General features: G+C 73.6%; 11 protein-coding genes and 1 tRNA gene. 8 read left to right on the top strand and 4 right to left on the bottom strand.

The window, feature by feature from the left end; all coding sequences use genetic code 11:
- Nucleotides 1-24: 24 nt before the first annotated feature.
- Together J0910_RS12525 and J0910_RS12530 are read left to right on the top strand one after the other, a co-directional pair.
- Nucleotides 25-1,293, top strand: coding sequence for a hypothetical protein (locus J0910_RS12525; protein ID WP_420158674.1), 1,269 nt, complete (start codon nt 25-27; stop codon nt 1,291-1,293).
- Nucleotides 1,294-1,408: 115 nt separating this feature from the next.
- Entirely contained in the window at nt 1,409-2,440 is a 1,032-nt protein-coding gene (locus tag J0910_RS12530; RefSeq protein WP_420158675.1) for a hypothetical protein, read from the top strand.
- A 141-nt stretch (nt 2,441-2,581) separates the two neighbouring features.
- On the opposite strand, the gene J0910_RS12535 is transcribed toward J0910_RS12530, so the two are convergent.
- A complete protein-coding gene (locus J0910_RS12535) occupies nt 2,582-4,216 on the bottom strand; it encodes a bis-aminopropyl spermidine synthase family protein (protein WP_420158676.1) in 1,635 nt (544 codons plus the stop codon).
- Between the two features lie 651 nt (nt 4,217-4,867).
- On the opposite strand from J0910_RS12535, the gene gltB reads away from it, so the two are divergent.
- The 5 genes from gltB (at nt 4,868) to pyk (ending at nt 14,267) form a co-directional block, all read left to right on the top strand.
- A complete protein-coding gene (gene gltB, locus J0910_RS12540; RefSeq protein WP_420158677.1) occupies nt 4,868-9,463 on the top strand; it encodes a glutamate synthase large subunit in 4,596 nt (1,531 codons plus the stop codon).
- Nucleotides 9,464-9,493: 30 nt separating this feature from the next.
- Entirely contained in the window at nt 9,494-10,954 is a 1,461-nt protein-coding gene (locus J0910_RS12545) for a glutamate synthase subunit beta (RefSeq protein ID WP_420158678.1), read from the top strand.
- A 181-nt stretch (nt 10,955-11,135) separates the two neighbouring features.
- The gene (locus J0910_RS12550) at nt 11,136-11,546 is read left to right on the top strand and encodes a DUF2784 domain-containing protein (RefSeq protein WP_420158679.1); all 411 of its coding nucleotides are present in this window, start codon (nt 11,136-11,138) and stop codon (nt 11,544-11,546) included.
- A 123-nt stretch (nt 11,547-11,669) separates the two neighbouring features.
- The gene (locus tag J0910_RS12555; protein ID WP_420158680.1) at nt 11,670-12,563 is read left to right on the top strand and encodes a prenyltransferase; all 894 of its coding nucleotides are present in this window, start codon (nt 11,670-11,672) and stop codon (nt 12,561-12,563) included.
- 273 nt (nt 12,564-12,836) lie between these two features.
- Complete coding sequence (gene pyk / locus J0910_RS12560; RefSeq protein WP_420158681.1) at nt 12,837-14,267, top strand: pyruvate kinase; 1,431 nt, start codon at nt 12,837-12,839, stop codon at nt 14,265-14,267.
- Between the two features lie 518 nt (nt 14,268-14,785).
- Here pyk and J0910_RS12565 read toward each other — a convergent pair.
- The 3 genes from J0910_RS12565 to J0910_RS12575 all read right to left on the bottom strand — a co-directional run bounded on the left by J0910_RS12565 (nt 14,786) and on the right by J0910_RS12575 (nt 16,988).
- Complete coding sequence (locus tag J0910_RS12565; RefSeq protein WP_420158682.1) at nt 14,786-15,826, bottom strand: DUF1266 domain-containing protein; 1,041 nt, start codon at nt 15,824-15,826, stop codon at nt 14,786-14,788.
- A gap of 175 nt (nt 15,827-16,001) precedes the next feature.
- Nucleotides 16,002-16,802 (bottom strand): helix-turn-helix domain-containing protein, encoded by an 801-nt coding sequence (locus tag J0910_RS12570; RefSeq protein ID WP_420161975.1) that lies wholly within the window; start codon nt 16,800-16,802, stop codon nt 16,002-16,004.
- A gap of 100 nt (nt 16,803-16,902) precedes the next feature.
- Nucleotides 16,903-16,988 (bottom strand) — tRNA-Leu (locus J0910_RS12575).
- Between the two features lie 136 nt (nt 16,989-17,124).
- Here J0910_RS12575 and J0910_RS12580 point away from each other — a divergent pair.
- Entirely contained in the window at nt 17,125-17,691 is a 567-nt protein-coding gene (locus tag J0910_RS12580; RefSeq protein ID WP_017591265.1) for an ANTAR domain-containing response regulator, read from the top strand.
- Nucleotides 17,692-18,064: the final 373 nt, after the last annotated feature.

Below are 18,064 nucleotides of genomic sequence, written 5' to 3' on the forward strand. Positions count from 1 at the left end.
CGACGAGGATGAGTGAGAACCCAGGTGAGCAGATCCGACTCCGCGGGACGAGCGGGGCGCCGCCGGGCGAGCCGCGGCCGGCGCCACCGCGACGCCGCCCCCGCCGCCGGCGTCGCCTACCAGGAGGACGAGGAGCGCGGTTACGGCGGTGACCCCCGCGGAGGGGAGCCCTACCCGGACTCCTACGCCGAGCGGCCCGCCGAGGAGCCCTACCCCGGAGAGCCCTACGGCGACGCCTACGACGACGGGCCCTACGATGACGGGTCCTACGACGACGGGCCGGAGGAGGACGGCGCCCCCGCCGGGGCGGAACCGCTCTCCAAGGCCGAGAGGCGCGCCGAGAAGAAGCGCCGGAAGCGGGAGGAGAAGCGCGGCAAGAGCGCCGGCCGGTCCCCGCGCCGCGGCCGCCGCGCCGCGGCCGCACCGGCCGCCGCCGACCCCGTCTCCCGCTTCTCCGCCTCCGCGCTGCGCAAGGTGAGCGTCCTCGGCGACCGCCCCAACCAGGTGGTCAACAACCTCGCCGAGCAGAGCGTCCGCAAGCGCGGCACGGTCGTCCTCGGCGTCCTGCTCGCCCTCTTCGGCGTGGCCCTGGTCGCCCTGCTGGGCGTCCTCGCCTACCTGCTCGTCTCCGACTCGCCGATCGGCGGCGGCGACGAGCCCAGGCTGGAGATGCCCGAGGACGGCCACTCCACCCTGCTGCCCACCGTCTACCAGGGCTCCAGCGAAGAGCAGGAGATCTTCGACCCCATCGCCACCCGGGCCGAGGACGCACCGCCCCTGGAGGCGGAGAAGGTCTTCGGATCCGACGTGGAGAAGCTGGAGAAGGACGACTTCACCTTCGTCCTGGAGGACTCCGAGGCCACCGACACCTGCACCCAGTGGGTCTGGGGCGAGGACCTCGGCCAGTCCCTGGTCGACGCCGGCTGCACCTCCGCGGCCCGCGGCGTCTACCAGGACGAGAAGGGCGACTACGTGGCGCAGTTCACCCTGTTCGACCTCGCCGACGCCGACTCCTCCGCCGCCGTGGCCGAGACGCTCGACCCGCGCAACCTGGAGTCCGACCCCGGCTTCCTGGTGCCGATGCAGGAGGGCACCAAGGGCCTGCACGAGGGCTACAGCCAGGCCTCCGTCCAGGTCATGGGCCACTACCTGGCGGTGTTCTGGGTCGCCCGCACCAGCGGCGAGGAACCCGACAAGGACACCTCCATGGCCACCGCGGGCGTCGTCGCGATGGACGCAGCGGTCTGGGTCTACGAGGAAGTCAGCCGCGCCAAGGACGACGGAGGCGAGTGAACCGCGGGGCCGCCCGTTCCGCGGTTCCGGCTAGGATTCTCCCGCCGGGGCCCGAGGGACGCCTGCGCCCCGGTGGTCCACGTGAGCATCCCGATTCAGCGACCGAGAGGTTCCGGTGTCTTCTTCTGATTCGTCAGGCGCGGCCCCCCGGAAGGGCGGCCGGCGGAGGAAAACCGACGAGGCCGAGGGCTCCCCGGCGCCCGGTCGGCGCTCGGCGGGCTCCCGCCGCAGGCCCGAGCGGGGCGGCGCGGAGGACGGCGGCAAGAAGCGCGGCAAGGCCCTGCCGATCCTGCTCGGCGCCCTCGGCCTGGCCGTGGCCGCGCTGGCGGTCGTGCTCGTCCTCCAGTTCACCTCCTCGGGCCCCGAGGCCCCCGAGGACGCCCGCCCCTCCTCCTACACCATCGTCTACGAGTCCGAGCGGATGAGCGAGGTCCTCTCCGACCAGGAGGTCGACTCCCGCCCGCTCGCCGAAGGCGAGATGTTCGAGCGGGACAACAAGGAGATCGAGAGCCAGGGCATCACCTTCGCCCTCAAGGCCACGTCCCTGGAGGACGACTGCTCGGCCGCGGTCTGGGGCGACGAGGCCGCCGCCGCGCTCTCCGACGCCGGCTGCACCCAGGCCGCCCGGGCCGCCTACGACTCCGAGGACTACGTCGGGGTGGCGGCCCTGTTCAACCTGCGCGACGCCGAGGCGGCGCAGGCCGTCGCCGAAGCCCTGGAGCAGCCGAAGAGCCCGGAGGACAAGGGCCCCGGGTTCATCGCCAACCCCGGCGGCGAGGACCCGCTCACCCGGCTCGGCACCGGCTACAGCCGGGCGGAGGCCTCGGTCAACGGCCACTACCTGATGGTGGTCTGGGCCCAGGACAAGTCCTCCGAGGACCCGACCGAGCACCAGGACCTCACCTCGCCGCTGATCGCCCTCAACTCCTTCAAGGACCCGCTCTACCGCCGCCTGGGCGAAGTGGAGAGCAACATGGAGTTCCAGGGCGGCGGCCAGACCGGAACCGAGGGCGGTGCCGGGGCGGGCGCCGGAGCCGGGACGGGCACCGAGGGCGGTGCCGGAACCGGTGCCGGCGCGGGCGGCTCCGGAACGGACACCGGGGCCGGCGCGGGCGCCGGAACCGGAACCGGCCAGCCCGCCGGCTGACCCCGGCGGCCCCGCGTCGGGCCGCCGCGGCGGCGCCACCGCGCGTCGGACCGCCCGGACCGGCTGAGGCACCGGGCGAAGCCGCACGGCCGGAATGGGGACCGCGCGGATCGAGCGAGCCGGGGCGGCCGGGCGGCCCGGTCAGTCCTCCGCCGCGAGATCCGCGGCCGCCGCGGTCATCCCCTCGGCGGCCGCCCGCAGCTCCGCGAAGCGGTGGCCGGGCAGGTCCAGCAGAGTGCGGCCCGGGGCCCACGGCGCCCACCCGGCCACCAGGGACCGGGCGGTGCGCTTGTTCACCGGGGCGCCGTCCCGCCCGGTGACCGCGATCAGCCCCTCGCGCAGGGTGCGGGGGAGCGGGCCGTGCGCGCGCTCCTGGCAGTAGGCCAGCAGCCGCTCCGCCGCCGGGGCGCCGTCCCCCAGAGGAGCGGCGGACACCTCCACCACCGTCTCCCGGGGCCCCGGGCGGCCCTTGAGGAACCGCACCCGGAACCGCGGCTCCAGCAGCGCGCGCAGCGCCCGCTGCCCGGCGGCGTCCCGCACCTCCGGCGCCGACGACGGCACCACCGCGCGGATCCGCGGCGCCGTACCGGCCAGCAGGGCGCGGCCCAGCAGCGCCTCCCACCCGCCGGTCAGCAGCAGCACCGGATCCTCCGCCGGCACCGGCGACGCCAGCCAGGTCGCCAGCCGAACCCGGCGGGCCCCCTCGGGCAGCGCCGCCGCCGGCCAGTCGCCCACCGCCGTACCGCCGCCGAGCAGCTCCGCCGCGCCCGCGGCCCCCGCGGCGCCCGCCGCCTCCTTCGCGTTGCCGCCCTGGCTGTAGATCCGGGCCTGCTCCGCGCCGCCGCCCGGCGCGGTCCGCGACATCGGGCGCAGCACGTACAGGTCGCTGGCGGCGCCGATCGCCTCCGCGCCGAGGTAGCGGTTGAAGTCCGGCAGCACCGCCTCGAACACCAGGTCCAACCGGGCCAGCCGGGCCTGCGTCCTGGCCACCAGGCCCGGGGTCGCCCCGCTGGCGCCGTAGGCCACCAGCACCCGGCCGCGCCGCGGATCGGCCATCCCCTCCAAGCCCCGCCGGACGAACAGCTCCACCCCCTCCGGGGTGTACGGAGGGTCGGTGAAGACCAGGTCGCCCCAGCCCGCCACCGACGCGGGCAGCCCCGCCCGCAGGTCGGCGAAGTGGCAGCGCACCGACAGGCCGAGCCGGCCCGCCGCGCCGTCGATGTACTCCAGCATCCGCTCGTCCACGTCCACCACGGCGGCCTCCGCCTCCGGGCAGACCAGCAGCGCGGCCAGCGACGTCAGATCGTGGTCGCCCACGCACAGCAGCCGCCGCCCCGGCATCGCGAACCGGTCGGCCAGGTAGGCCCCGCGCCGCAGCGCGGTCCCCGGCGTCGCCGCGACATGGTCCAGATCGGTCCGCGACGGCGGCGCCTCCGCCACCAGCCGGCGCAGCTCCTCCGCGGCCCGCGGGTACCGGCCCGCCGCCTCGCCCGGGTCGGCCGGCGGACCGCCCGCCGCCCCCCGGAACCCCGCGTACTCCCCGGGCCGGGCCAGCCGCACCCGCTCCTCGGGCCCGCCGTCCCCCCGCTCCAGGTCGCCGCCGAGCGCGTCGAGCGCGGCCGCGACCAGCCGGTGCGGCACCGCGGTGGCCCGCACCAGCTCCCGGGCGCTCCACGGCTCCCCGCCCGCCAGCGCGCCGAGCACGCGGTGGATGAGGGCCGCATCGGCACCCTGCTCGTCCAGGAGTGCGGAAAGGTCGGAAGGAAGATCGCTCACCCCACGATCCTCCCACCCCGGGCGCCCGCGGCCGCCGCGCCCGGGGGGCCGCCCGGCCCCCCGGGCGGAGTGACATCTCCCACCCGCGCCCCGCCCGCCGGCCCGCCCCCCGCAGGGCGGAGCGCACCCCGGGGGGAACGGCCCCCCGGCCCGGTCCGGCCCGCGCGGGCCCGACCGGGCCGGGGCGCCCCGCGGCCACCGGAACCCGGTGGAAACACCCTCGTCAACGCCTTGTTACGCTGCCAAGAGAACGCTTCGCCCGGTGTGTCGATGTTTGGCCCCCCGGGCCGCTGGAAACACCTCCGCCAACCCGGTACCACCGGGAGGGGGCGACCGTCGTATCCTTGCCGAGGCGGGGAGCCGGCGCAGCGAACCGGGCCGCACCGTGGCGGCCCGCGGCCGAGACCTGGGATTCGCGTACCGCCCCGACCACGTTGTATAACCTGAATCACCCGAGCGGGCCCGACCAGGCGCGCTCCGCGGCGGTCACCACGAGGACGTGTACCCCCTGGACCGAGCGGAGCGGGCAGCGGCCCGCCCGCCCCCGGCACCGCAGCCGGACACAACCGAACCGAACACACCGCAGCAGGGCCAATGTCGTCCCGGATGCGCTTTCAACGAAGCCCATACGCACGACGACATGGAGGGTAGATGCCTGCTGGCCAGGTGCAGCGTCCGCTCGACCGCACGGACGCGGAACCCACCCGCAACGCGGCCACCCGCCCCGGCTCCGACCAGGGCCTCTACGACCGTTCCTTCGAGCACGACGCCTGCGGCGTCGGGTTCGTCGCCGACCTCACCGGCCGGCGCACCCACGACACCGTGGGCAAGGCCCTCACCGTCCTGCGCAACCTGGACCACCGCGGCGCCTCCGGCGCCGACCCCGACGACGGCGACGGCGCCGGGATCCTCACCCAGATCCCCGACGAGCTCTACCGCGCCACCGCCGGCTTCGACCTGCCGGAGGCGGGCGCCTACGCCACCGGCATCGCGTTCCTGCCCGCCGGCGAAGCCGACCGGGCCGCCGCCGTCGCCCGCATCGAGGCCATCGCCGCCGACGAGGGCCTGACCGTCCTCGGCTGGCGCGACCTCCCGGTGGAGCCGCGCTACTGCGGCCCCGCCGCCCGCGAGGCCATGCCGCACTTCGCCCAGCCGTTCCTCGCCGGCGCCGCCGGCGGCCCCGCCGCCGGGCTCACCGGCATCGACCTGGAACGGTACGCCTACTGCGTGCGCAAGCGCGCCGAGCACGAGACCGGCGTCTACTTCCCCAGCCTGTCGCCGCGCACCATCGCCTACAAGGGCATGCTCACCACGCCGCAGCTGGAGCCGTTCTTCCCCGACCTGTCCGACCGGCGCTACACCTCCGCGCTGGCCCTGGTCCACTCCCGGTTCTCCACCAACACCTTCCCGTCCTGGCCGCTGGCCCACCCGTTCCGCTACGTCGCGCACAACGGCGAGATCAACACCGTCAAGGGCAACCGCAACATGATGCGGGCCCGCGAGGCCACCCTCGCCAGCGACGTGCTCCCCGGCGACCTGTCCCGGCTCTTCCCGATCGTCGACCCCGAGGACTCCGACACCGCGTCCTTCGACGCCGCCCTGGAACTCCTCCACCTCGGCGGCCGGTCCCTGCCGCACGCCGTGCTGATGATGATCCCGGAGCCCTGGGAGAACCACACCGAGATGGACCCGCAGGTGCGGGCCTTCTACGAGTTCCACTCCATGCTCATGGAGCCCTGGGACGGCCCCGCCTCGGTCTCCTTCACCGACGGCACCCTCGTCGGCGCCGTCCTGGACCGCAACGGGCTCCGCCCCGGCCGCTACTGGGTCACCGAGGACGGCCTCGTCGTCCTCGCCAGCGAGGCCGGCGTGCTCGACATCGACCCCGCCACCGTCGTCCGCAAGGGCCGCCTGCAGCCCGGCCGCATCTTCGTCGTCGACACCGCCCAGGGGCGCATCGTCGAGGACGAGGAGGTCAAGGCCGAACTCGCCGCCGAGCAGCCCTACGCCGAATGGCTCGCCCAGGGCGTGGTCCGCCTCGCCGACCTGCCCGCCGCCCCGGCCGAACCCGCCGCCGGCGACGACCTCCTCCGCGGCCAGCAGGTCTTCGGCTACACCGAGGAAGAACTCCGGATCATCCTCACCCCGATGGCCCGCACCGGCGCCGAACCCATCGGCTCCATGGGCACCGACACCCCGGTCGCCGCGCTCTCCAAGCGCTCCCGGCAGCTCTTCGACTACTTCACCCAGGGCTTCGCCCAGGTCACCAACCCGCCGCTGGACGCCATCCGCGAAGAGCTGGTCACCAGCCTCGGCGTCGCCCTCGGCGCCGAGGAGAACGTCCTGGCCGGCACCCCGGAGGACTGCCGCCGGATCGTGCTGCCCACCCCGATCCTGGACGACGCCGAACTCGCCGCGATCCGCGCCGCCGGCACCGCCGACGGCGACCCCGCCTTCCGGGTGCACGTCCTCAACGGCACCTACGAGGTCGACGGCGGCGGCACCGCGCTCTCCCGGCGCCTCGCCGAGATCTGCGCCGAAGCCGACCGCGCCATCGCCGACGGCGCCCGCATCCTGGTGCTCAGCGACCGCGGCTCCGGCCCCGGCCGCGCCCCGGTGCCCTCGCTCATGCTCACCGGCGCCGTCCACCACCACCTGGTCCGGGAGAAGACCCGCAACCAGGTCGGCCTGGTCGCCGAGGCCGGCGACGCCCGCGAATGCCACCACATGGCGCTCCTGCTCGGCTACGGCGCCTCCGCCGTCAACCCCTACCTGGCCCTGGCCACCGTGCGCGACCTCGCCGAGCGCGGCGTCATCGGCGGCATCGACGCCGGCACCGCGGTGCGCAACACCGTCAAGGCCTACGGCAAGGGCGTCCTGAAGGTCATGTCCAAGATCGGCGTGTCCACGGTGAGCTCCTACACCGGCGCGCAGATCTTCGAGGCCGTCGGCATCGGCCCCGAGGTCGTCGACCACTGCTTCACCGGCACCACCTCCCGGCTCGGCGGCGTCGGCTTCGACGTGCTCGCCGAAGAGGTGCGGATGCGGCACGCCGCCGCGCACGCCGCCAACCCGGCCGACCACCGCCGGCTGCCCGTCGGCGGCGAGTACCAGTGGCGCCGCGAGGGCGAACCGCACCTGTTCGACCCCGAGACCGTCTTCAAGCTCCAGCACTCCACCCGCACCCGGCGCTACGAGATCTTCAAGGAGTACACTTCCAAGATCGACCGCCGCGCCGGCGAGCTGATGACCCTGCGCGGGCTGCTCCGGCTCAAGGAGGGCGTGCGCGAACCGGTCCCCATCGACGAGGTCGAGCCGGTCTCCGCCATCGTCAAGCGCTTCTCCACCGGCGCCATGTCCTACGGCTCCATCTCCGCCGAGGCCCACGAGACCCTCGCCATCGCGATGAACCGCCTCGGCGGCAAGTCCAACACCGGCGAGGGCGGCGAGGACCCGCGCCGCTTCACCCCCGACCCCGACGGGGACCTCCGGCGCAGCGCCATCAAGCAGGTCGCCTCCGGCCGGTTCGGCGTCACCTCGCACTACCTCACCAACGCCGACGACATCCAGATCAAGATGGCCCAGGGCGCCAAGCCCGGCGAGGGCGGCCAGCTGCCCGGCCACAAGGTCTACCCCTGGGTCGCCCAGACCCGGCACTCCACCCCGGGCGTCGGCCTCATCTCGCCGCCGCCCCACCACGACATCTACTCCATCGAAGACCTCGCCCAGCTCATCCACGACCTGAAGAACGCCAACCCGCAGGCCCGGGTGCACGTCAAGCTGGTATCCGAGGCCGGCGTGGGCACCGTCGCCGCCGGCGTCTCCAAGGCCCACGCCGACGTGGTGCTCATCTCCGGCCACGACGGCGGCACCGGCGCGTCCCCGCTGACCTCGCTCAAGCACGCGGGCACCCCCTGGGAGCTCGGCCTCGCCGAGACCCAGCAGACCCTGCTCCGCAACGGGCTGCGCGACCGCATCACGGTCCAGGCCGACGGCCAGCTCAAGACCGGCCGCGACGTCATCGTCGCCGCCCTCCTCGGCGCCGAGGAGTTCGGCTTCGCCACCGCCCCGCTGGTCGTCTCCGGCTGCGTCATGATGCGCGTCTGCCACCTGGACACCTGCCCGGTCGGCGTCGCCACCCAGAACCCCGAGCTGCGCAAGCGCTACTCGGGCAAGGCCGAGTTCGTGGTCAACTTCTTCGAGTTCATCGCCGAAGAGGTCCGCGAATACCTCGCCGCCCTGGGCTTCCGCAGCCTGGACGAGGCCATCGGCGCCGTGGAGCTGCTCGACACCGCCGAGGCCGTCGACCACTGGAAGGCCGCCGGGCTCGACCTCGCCCCCGTCCTGCACAAGGTCGACCCCTGGGAGGGCGACCACGCCAAGCAGAGCCGCACCCAGGACCACGGCCTGGCCAAGGCCCTGGACAACACCCTGATCCAGCTCAGCGAAGGCGCCCTGGACTACGGCCAGAAGGTCTCCCTGGACCTGCCGGTGCGCAACGTCAACCGCACCGTCGGCACCATGCTCGGCCACGAGGTCACCAAGCGGCACGGCGCCGACGGCCTGCCCGACGACACCATCGACATCACCTTCACCGGCGCCGCCGGCCAGTCGTTCGGCGCGTTCGTCCCGCGCGGCGTCACGCTGCGCCTCGTCGGCGACGCCAACGACTACGTCGGCAAGGGCCTGTCCGGCGGCCGGATCACCGTCCGCCCGCCCGAGCAGGCCCCGATCACCGCCGAAGAGCACATCATCGCCGGCAACGTCATCGCCTACGGCGCCACCTCCGGCGAGGTGTTCCTCCGCGGCATCGTCGGCGAGCGGTTCTGCGTCCGCAACTCCGGCGCCCTGGCCGTCGCCGAAGGCGTCGGCGACCACGGCTGCGAGTACATGACCGGCGGCCGCGCCGTCGTCCTCGGCCGCACCGGCCGCAACTTCGCGGCCGGCATGTCCGGCGGCATCGCCTACGTCCTCGACCTCGACCCGCACCGGGTCAACCCCGAGATGGTCGACCTCGACCCGCTCGACACCGAGGACCGCGAATTCCTCCTCGACGTGCTCACCCGGCACGCCGAGCAGACCGGTTCCGCCGTCGCCGCCCGGCTGCTCGCCGACCCCGGCGCCGCCTGGCCCCGCTTCACCAAGGTCATGCCGCGCGACTACAAGCGCGTCCTCGCCGCCCAGGCCGAGGCCGAGGCGAACGGGACCGACGTCGACCAGGCCGTCATGGCCGCCGCCCAGGCATAGGGCCCCGCGCCGAAAGGAGGGATCAGAAACATGGCCGACCCCAAGGGCTTCCTCAAGATCACCGAGCGGGAGCTGCCCGCGCACCGCCCCGTCGACGTCCGCATCAGCGACTGGCGCGAGGTCTACGAGGACTTCGACCGCGGCACCGTCACCAAGCAGGCGTCCCGCTGCATGGACTGCGGCATCCCGTTCTGCCACAACGGCTGCCCGCTCGGGAACCTCATCCCGGAGTGGAACGACCTGGTCCACCGGCACGACTGGGGCGAGGCGATCGAGCGCCTGCACGCCACCAACAACTTCCCCGAGTTCACCGGGCGGCTCTGCCCCGCCCCGTGCGAGTCGGCGTGCGTGCTCGGCATCGACCAGCCCGCCGTGACCATCAAGAACGTCGAGGTCTCCATCATCGACCGGGCCTGGGAGGAGGGCTGGGTCCGCCCGCAGCCGCCCGCCGTGCGCACCGGGAAGAAGGTCGCGGTCATCGGCTCCGGCCCGGCCGGCCTCGCCGCCGCCCAGCAGCTCACCCGCGCCGGGCACGACGTCACCGTCTACGAGCGCGCCGACCGCATCGGCGGCCTGCTCCGCTACGGCATCCCCGAGTTCAAGATGGAGAAGCGCCACCTCGACCGGCGCCTGGCGCAGATGGCCGCCGAAGGCACCCGGTTCCGCACCGGGCTGGACATCGGCACCGACATCACCGCCCGCGAGCTGCGCGCGAACAACGACGCCGTGGTGCTCGCCGGCGGCGCCACCATCACCCGCGACCTGCCCGTCCCCGGCCGCGAGCTGGACGGCGTGCACCAGGCCATGGACTACCTCCCCGAGGCCAACAGGGTGCAGGAGGGCGACACCGACACCCCGGCGATCACCGCCGAGGGCAAGCACGTCGTGGTCATCGGCGGCGGCGACACCGGCGCCGACTGCGTCGGCACCGCCCACCGCCAGGGCGCCGCCTCCGTCACCCAGCTGGAGATCATGCCCAAGCCGCCGGCGAAGCGGCCCGGCTCCCAGCCCTGGCCGACCATGCCGACGCTGTACAAGGTCACCAGCGCCCACGAGGAGGGCGGCAAGCGCGTCTACTCGGTGAACACCCTGGAGTTCCTCGGCGACGACCAGGGCCGGGTGCGCGCGCTCAAGCTGGTCGACGTCGAGCGGACCGACAAGGGCTTCGAGCCGGTCCCCGGCAGCGAGCGGGAGATCCCCGCCGAACTGGTCACCCTGGCCATGGGCTTCACCGGGCCGCAGAAGGAGGGCCTGCTGGAGCAGCTGGGCGTCGAGTTCGACGGCCGCGGCAACGTGCGCCGCGACGAGGAGTACGCCACCGGCGTCGAGGGCGTGTTCTGCGCCGGCGACATGGGGCGCGGCCAGTCCCTCATCGTCTGGGCCATCGCCGAGGGCCGCTCCGCGGCCGCCGGCGTCGACCGCTACCTGGGCGCCGGGGCCCCGTCCTCGCTGCCCACCGCGATCCCGCCGACCGCCCGCCCGCTGGTCTGACCGGAGGCCGGCGCCGGCGCACACCGCCCGCCGGCCCGGGGCGCCCCGCCCCGGGCCGGCGGGCGGACCCGGTCGCGGGGCCGGCCCGGAGCGGCCGCGGACAGGGGCGGGATCTCCGGGCCCGCCGCCCGGACCCTTCGCGGCCCTGGGCGGGGCGGCCCGCCCGGGGTACGGTCCGGGCATGGGCTACCGGCTGCTCGCCGAGGCGGCGATGCTGGTGCACTTCGCCTTCCTCGGCTACGTCGTCGCCGGCGGGTTCCTCGCCTGGCGGTGGCCGGCCGCGCTGTGGCCGCACGCCGCGGCGGCCTGCTACGGGCTGGGCATCATCGCGATCGGCTGGGACTGCCCGCTCACCCACGTGGAGCAGTGGGCGCGGCTGCGCGCGGGGGAGAGCGGCCTGCCGCCGGGCGGGTTCGTCGAGCACTACCTGACCGGCGTGGTCTACCCGGCGGAGTACCTGACGGAGGTCCGGCTCGCGGCCGCCGCGGCGGTGCTCTGCTCCTGGGCCGGGGCGCTGGTCCTGGCCCGCCGCCGGCGCCGCGCGGCGGGCGGCCGGAGCGCCCGGCCGCCCGGAGGCGTTAAGGATGCGTGAGCATCTTTCGGCGGCGTTCGTCGCCGTTCATCCTCTTTGCCTGGTTATAGAAGTGGCAAAAACCGGCATAGCGTGCAAGTCGGTCAGGTTTGCGGGGCGGTCCCCAGGCGTAGATTCCGAGGCATGAAGACGGTCACCGCCGACGCGTTACACGCCGCAGAGCACTTCATCAGCCGCACCGCCCGACTCCTCGACCGGCGCCGCTACGACCACCTGTTCGCCTCCGGCCCCACCGAACCCGTCCGCACCGCCCTGGACGCCTACCGCAACATCGACGGAGGCTACGGCAACGGCCTCTACCCCGACCTGCGCGGACACCGGAGCGAACCGCTCGCCGTCGAATACGCCCTCCGCCACCTCCTCGAACTCGGCCCCATCCCGCCCGAAACCGCCACCGGCATCACCACCTACCTCACCTCCGTCACCGGCCGCGACGGCGGCGTACCACCCGTCACCCACGGCACCCGCTACACCGAAGCCGCCCCGCACTGGCGCAATGCCGACATCGGCCCCCGCGGCGCCCTGCGCCCCACCGCCGCCATCACCGGCCTCCTCCACCGCGGCCACGTCACCGGCCCCTGGCGCGACCGCGCCACCGCCTTCTGCTGGACCCGCATCGCCGCCCTGCACTGGACCGACCCCGACGAGGCCATGGCCGTGTGCACCTTCCTGCACCACGCCCCCGACCAGGCCCGCGCCGCCGCCGAAGCCGACCGGCTCGCCCCCATGATCCGCGCCGCCATCGAACTCGACGCCGACCGCCCCGGAGCCGTCCGCAGGCCCCTCGACCTCGCACCCACCCCCGAATCCCTGGCCCGGCGCATGTTCACCGACGCCGAGATCGACGCCAACCTCGACCTCCTGGAACGCACCCAGCAACCGGACGGCGGCTGGCCCACCGCCCGCCCCTACTGGACCGAGCGCGCCCGCGACGACTGGCGCGGCATGGCCACTATCCGCCGCCTCCTCATACTCCGCGCCTACGGCCGCATCCCCGGCCGCGCCGACGGCCCCTGAACCGGGCACGACCCGCCGCGCACCGGGCGGACGGCCCCCGGCCGCCCGCCCCGAGCCGACCGCCCCGGCGACGCGGGGCACCGGAGCGCCCCCGCACCCGCACCGCCGAGACCAGCGCCGGTATCCGCACGCGCACGGCGCGACCCCGGAGGGTCACACCCCGCCCCCTTCCCCCCGCGGCCGCGTCCACATACCGAGAAAGCCGCCGATCATACGCCCACTCGCAACCTGGTTTAGACCACTCCGGCCCCGAAAAGCTCTAGAGTGGGAAGAGTGACACGTCGAGCGAAAATCGTCGCGACCCTCGGCCCTGCCACCTCGAGTCCGGAGACCCTCCGCGAACTCGTCGACGCAGGGCTCGATGTGGCGCGGCTCAACCTCAGCCACGGAACCCACGACGACCACCGCGCGAACTACGAGAACGTCCGCGCGGCGGCCAAGGAGAAAGGACGCAACGTCGGCATCCTCGCCGACCTGCAGGGCCCCAAGATCCGCCTCGGCACCTTCGCCGACGGACCGGTCGACCTGACCCCGGGCGACCCCTTCACCATCACCACCGAGGAGGTCCCCGGCGACGCCCGCAAGGTGTCCACCACCTACAAGGGCCTCCCCGGAGACGTCCGCCCCGGCGACCGCGTCCTCATCGACGACGGCCGGGTCGTCCTCGAATGCACCAAGACCACCGGGACCGACGTCCACACCCGCGTCATCATCGGCGGCCCGGTCTCCAACCACAAGGGGCTCAACCTCCCCGGCGTCGCCGTCAGCGTCCCCGCACTCACCGACAAGGACGAGCGCGACCTGCGCTGGGCCCTCGCCCAGGGCGTCGACATGGTCGCCCTCTCCTTCGTGCGCAGCCCCGCCGACGCCGACGAGGTCCACCGCATCATGGACGAGGCGGGCGTCCGCGTCCCCCTCATCGCCAAGATCGAGAAGCCCCAGGCCGTCGAGCGCCTCCAGGACATCATCGAAGTCTTCGACGGCGTCATGGTCGCCCGCGGCGACCTCGGCGTCGAACTCCCCCTGGAGAACGTCCCGATGGTCCAGAAGCGGGCCATCGAGCGCTGCCGCGACAAGGCCAAACCGGTCATCGTCGCCACCCAGATGCTCGAATCCATGATCAGCGCACCCCGCCCCACCCGCGCCGAGACCTCCGACGTCGCCAACGCCGTCCTCGACGGCGCCGACGCCGTCATGCTCTCCGGCGAGACCAGCGTGGGCAAATACCCGGTCGAGACCGTCCGCACCATGGACCGGATCGTCGTCGCCGCAGAGCAGGAATCCCTGCGCGCCTCGCACATCCTCAACCGGGTCCCCGAGACCACCGGCGGCGCCATCGCCCGCGCCGCGGCCGAGGTCGGCGCCACCGTCGGCGCCAAGGCCCTGGTCGCCTTCACCATGTCCGGCGAGACCGCCCGCCGGCTGGCCCGCTACCGGTCGCCCATCCCGCTGATCGCCTTCACCACCCAGACCACCACCAAGGGGCGCCTCTCCCTCCAGTGGGGCGTGGACGCCTACTGCGTGCCCTGGGTCGACCACACCGACGAAATGGTCCGCCAGGTCGAGACCGAACTCCTCGACATGGGCATCTACCAGAAGGGCGACAAGGTCGTCGTCGTCGCCGGGAGCCCGCCCGGGACCCCCGGCTCCACCAACTCCCTGCGCGTGCACCGCATCGGTGACGCCATCACGCACGGGAAGTGACCCGCCGCCGGCGGAACCGATGAACCGGAACCGCTGAAGAACGGCACCGAAACGGCACGGGAACCGGAACGGGGCGACCAGCCACCGCCCCACCGACACCCCGGCCACCAGCCCCGGCCCCGGGAAGCGCGACCCCGCGCCACCCCGGGCGGGGCACGGGGAGCGGCGGATCGGCCAACGGGCGCCCAGCGCCCGCCGCCCGCTCCCTGGCCCCCGCGGCCCCCCCGACCGCACACCGCGAAGGCGGCACACCGTGAAGGCGGCACACCGCGGAGGACCGCCCCGAAGACGCCCCGGCGGACACAGGGCGAGAACCCCGGCCGCGGAACCGCGCCGCCCCACCGGACCGCCGCGACCGCTCCCGCCCCGGGAGGACGCGGAGAACCGCGAGAAGGAACGCCCCCCGGAGGCACCCGCCGCCCCGCAGCGGAACACGCGGACCGCAGACCGACCGGGACACCGCCCGAACGGACCAGCGGACCGGGCGGGAGAAGGACCCCCGCAGCGCCCCCGGCCCCTCAGGGATGCCGCGCCTGCGGCGGCGCACCCCCCACGGCCCCCTCCGGCCCCGACGCGGCCTCCCCCCGCCGGCCGTCGCTCGCCCCCGCCGACTCCGCCGCCGACCCCGGCGCAGCCTCATAAGGCGCCCGCTCCAGCGGCATGTCCCACGGCAGCAGGTTCCACGGGCTGTCCGGCGCGGAATCCAGCAGCCCCAGCGCCACCCACACCCGGTCCACCACGTCCCCGTCCGGACCCCCGCCGTGCCACAGCAGGTACCCGGCGTGGAACGCCTCCGCCAGCTGCTGCCAGCCCGAATAGCGCCGCTGCAGATCCGAGGCGACCCGGCGGAGCAGGTTCTGCGTCTCGGCCTGGCTCAGCCAGTCCAGCGTCGCGCCCCCGCACGCCAACCGGACCAGGTGCGCCGACTTCCACCACTCGTAGGCGCCGATGACCACCGTCTCGGCCCGGTCGTCGGCACCGGTCACCTCGCGCATCCGCCCCACCTGCTCGGGCGTGAGCAGCACCCGCTGCTCCCCGGCGCCCGCCGGAGCCCCCTCCGGAACCCGGGTGCGCGCCGTCCCGGTGCGCAGGTCCACCACCAGATCGGCGGAGGGGCCGGCGTGCAGCTCGGACCAGAGCCGGTCGACCGCGGCGAGCAGCCCGGCCCGGTCGGCCACGCCCCACTCGGCCTGCAGGACCTTGCGGTAGCGCCGGCGCAGCTGCGGCCGGACCACCACGTCCCACGGCTCGGCCACCGCGACCCGGAACGGCGCGGCGACCGCGGCCGCCCACCGCTCGGTGCTCAGCGGCCCGTCCGGGTCCTTGGTGCGCAGGGTCGGCGCCTCCCGGGCGCCGATGACCAGCTCGGCGAAGGAGCCGGCGAGCAGCGCCGCGATGGGGAGGAAGGCCCAACCGGGCTGCCCCAGCACCACCAGCACGACCGCGAGCAGCGCCAGCGGGGCCATCAGCCACGGCTGCCGCCGCTTGGAACCCCAGGCCACGACCGCCCAGGCGCCGATCACCAGCACCCCGACGATCCCGGCCACCGCGGTCAGCACCGTCAACTCCCTTCGCCACCGGGTACCGGCGGCCGACGAAGTCGTTCCGCGGCACCCCCTCGAATTCCAGGATCAGGGACCTCGGGCCCTTGTGGCGACCAAACTCACGGGTTGTGCCCAGGTTGTAGCCGTGATGTGACCGCCGGGAGCACCGGGGGATCTGAGCCCTCCGCAATCAGCTTTTCGGCCCGATGAAGGTGTCCAGTAGAGCGACGGAATCCCGCTTGGCGACGGAGAGGATGCCGGCGTCGCGGTGCTTTTCGTTCTTCAGCTTCTGCCAGCGCAGGGTCCACTCGACCCCGATGAGGTCCAGGGAGCGGGTGAGGATGGCGTGGATGTCGGGGGAGGTGTTGCTGAAGAAGTACCGGGGGTAGTCGTAGTACTTCCACTCGCCCCGGACCTTCCGGCGGACCCGGTTGTTGATCCGGCATCCGTCGGAATGGAACAGGCCGCGAGCGAGCTCCTGAGGGCATTCGCCGACTATTTCCTCTTGCCATCCTGCCAGGAGGATTCGTCGGCTGTGCTTCTTGCCGGGACCGTGCTGAGGGAACACGCAGGGCCAGTGCTTCGAGGCCGCCTTCACCTCGGTGCAGCCGACTCGCCGGACGCGGAAAGGTGTGCACGGGAAGACCTTCCCCATGCTCTCCTCGCACTGGCGGATGAGTGAAGGGTAGGAGTCGGTGCAGAAGACGGAGAGGTAGTGGACACCGCGCCGATGGCGGGTGATGTGGCCGTCTCCCAGATAGAGCCCGAGCAGATAGGAGTAGGCGGACCGGTCCAGGGCGGCTTTCGAGCAGATGGGGCAGTAGGCGGTCCGTTCTGCGCGACGCAGTTCGGTGCCGGGGGCGCGTCGGCGGCCGGTGCGCCAATGGCGTACTGATTGGATGGAGACGTCGAGCGCGGTGGCGACTTCTCGGTCGGTCCAGCCGAGCGTGTGCAGCAGGAGGGCTTCGTTCACGGTTTCACGGGGGTACATGGGGCAAGGATCGCCCATCGAGTCGAACTTGAGTTCGATTTCCACAGGAAAAAAAGAAGAGGCGCTGACGCGCCTCGAGGTTTTCTGTGGATGACTTTCCTGGTGCCGGAAGTGGGACTCGAACCCACACGCCCCGAAGGACAATTGCTTTTGAGGCAATTGCGTCTGCCATTCCGCCATTCCGGCCCTATTTCCTGACATCATCTAAATTGCGTAAGATGTCCGGTTTTTGGGGGTGTGGCTCTCCGTAGCAGGGAAGCCGACGTCCCGGAGTCTACACGTTCTCGGTACCCTCGTGTCCGTGACGACGACGCAGAGCCGCGTGGTGATCGCGGAAGACGAGGCCCTGATCCGGCTGGACCTCAAGGAGATGCTTGAGGAGGACGGCTATGCCGTGGTGGGGGAGGCGGGCGACGGTGAGACCGCGGTGCGGCTCGCCGGTGAGCTCAAACCCGACCTCGTCATCCTCGACATCAAGATGCCGGTGCTGGACGGCCTGTCGGCGGCCGAGCGGATCGCGGCCGAGCGGATCGCTCCGGTCGTCATCCTGACCGCGTTCTCCCAGCGGGACCTGGTGGAGCGGGCGCGGGACGCCGGGGCGATGGCCTACCTGGTCAAGCCGTTCAGCAAGACCGACCTGGTGCCGGCCATCGAGATGGCGGTCAGCCGGTACGCCGAGCTGTCCGCGCTGGAGGCCGAGGTCAGCGGGCTGCAGGACCGGCTGGAGACGCGCAAGCTGGTGGAGCGGGCCAAGGGCCTGCTGCAGAGCCGGCACGGGCTGAGCGAGCCCGAGGCGTTCCGCTGGATCCAGAAGAACTCCATGGACCGCCGGCTGACCATGCGCAAGGTGGCCGAGACCGTGGTCGAGACCCTGGAGCAGGAGGGGTAGCCGCCCGGGCGGGCGGCGGCCCCGGGCCTCCCGGGCCCTGCTCCGCCCTGCCCGCTCCGAAGGCGCCCCGAGGCGCGCGACGCCCCCGGCCGGAACCGGCCGGGGGCGTTCTGCGTGCGGGGCCGTACGCGGGGCCGCCGTGTGCGGAGCGGAGCCGTGCGCTCGGCCGGAGCGCCCCGGCCGAGGCGCTCCGGGCCTCGCCGCACCGGCGCCGGTGCTCTTCTCATGTTGGAAGTGTGCAGGTCAAGAGGGGGCGCTGGGTGCAGGAGTGGAGTGTGTTGCGATCCGGTCACGGATTCACACGAAGGGGTACCGGTTGCATCACGTCGCATTAGCGATGCTGAAAGGCTCCGATAAACCGGGCTAAACTCGC

Source organism: Nocardiopsis oceanisediminis, assembly GCF_048595525.1.
GTDB lineage: Bacteria > Actinomycetota > Actinomycetes > Streptosporangiales > Streptosporangiaceae > Nocardiopsis_A > Nocardiopsis_A oceanisediminis.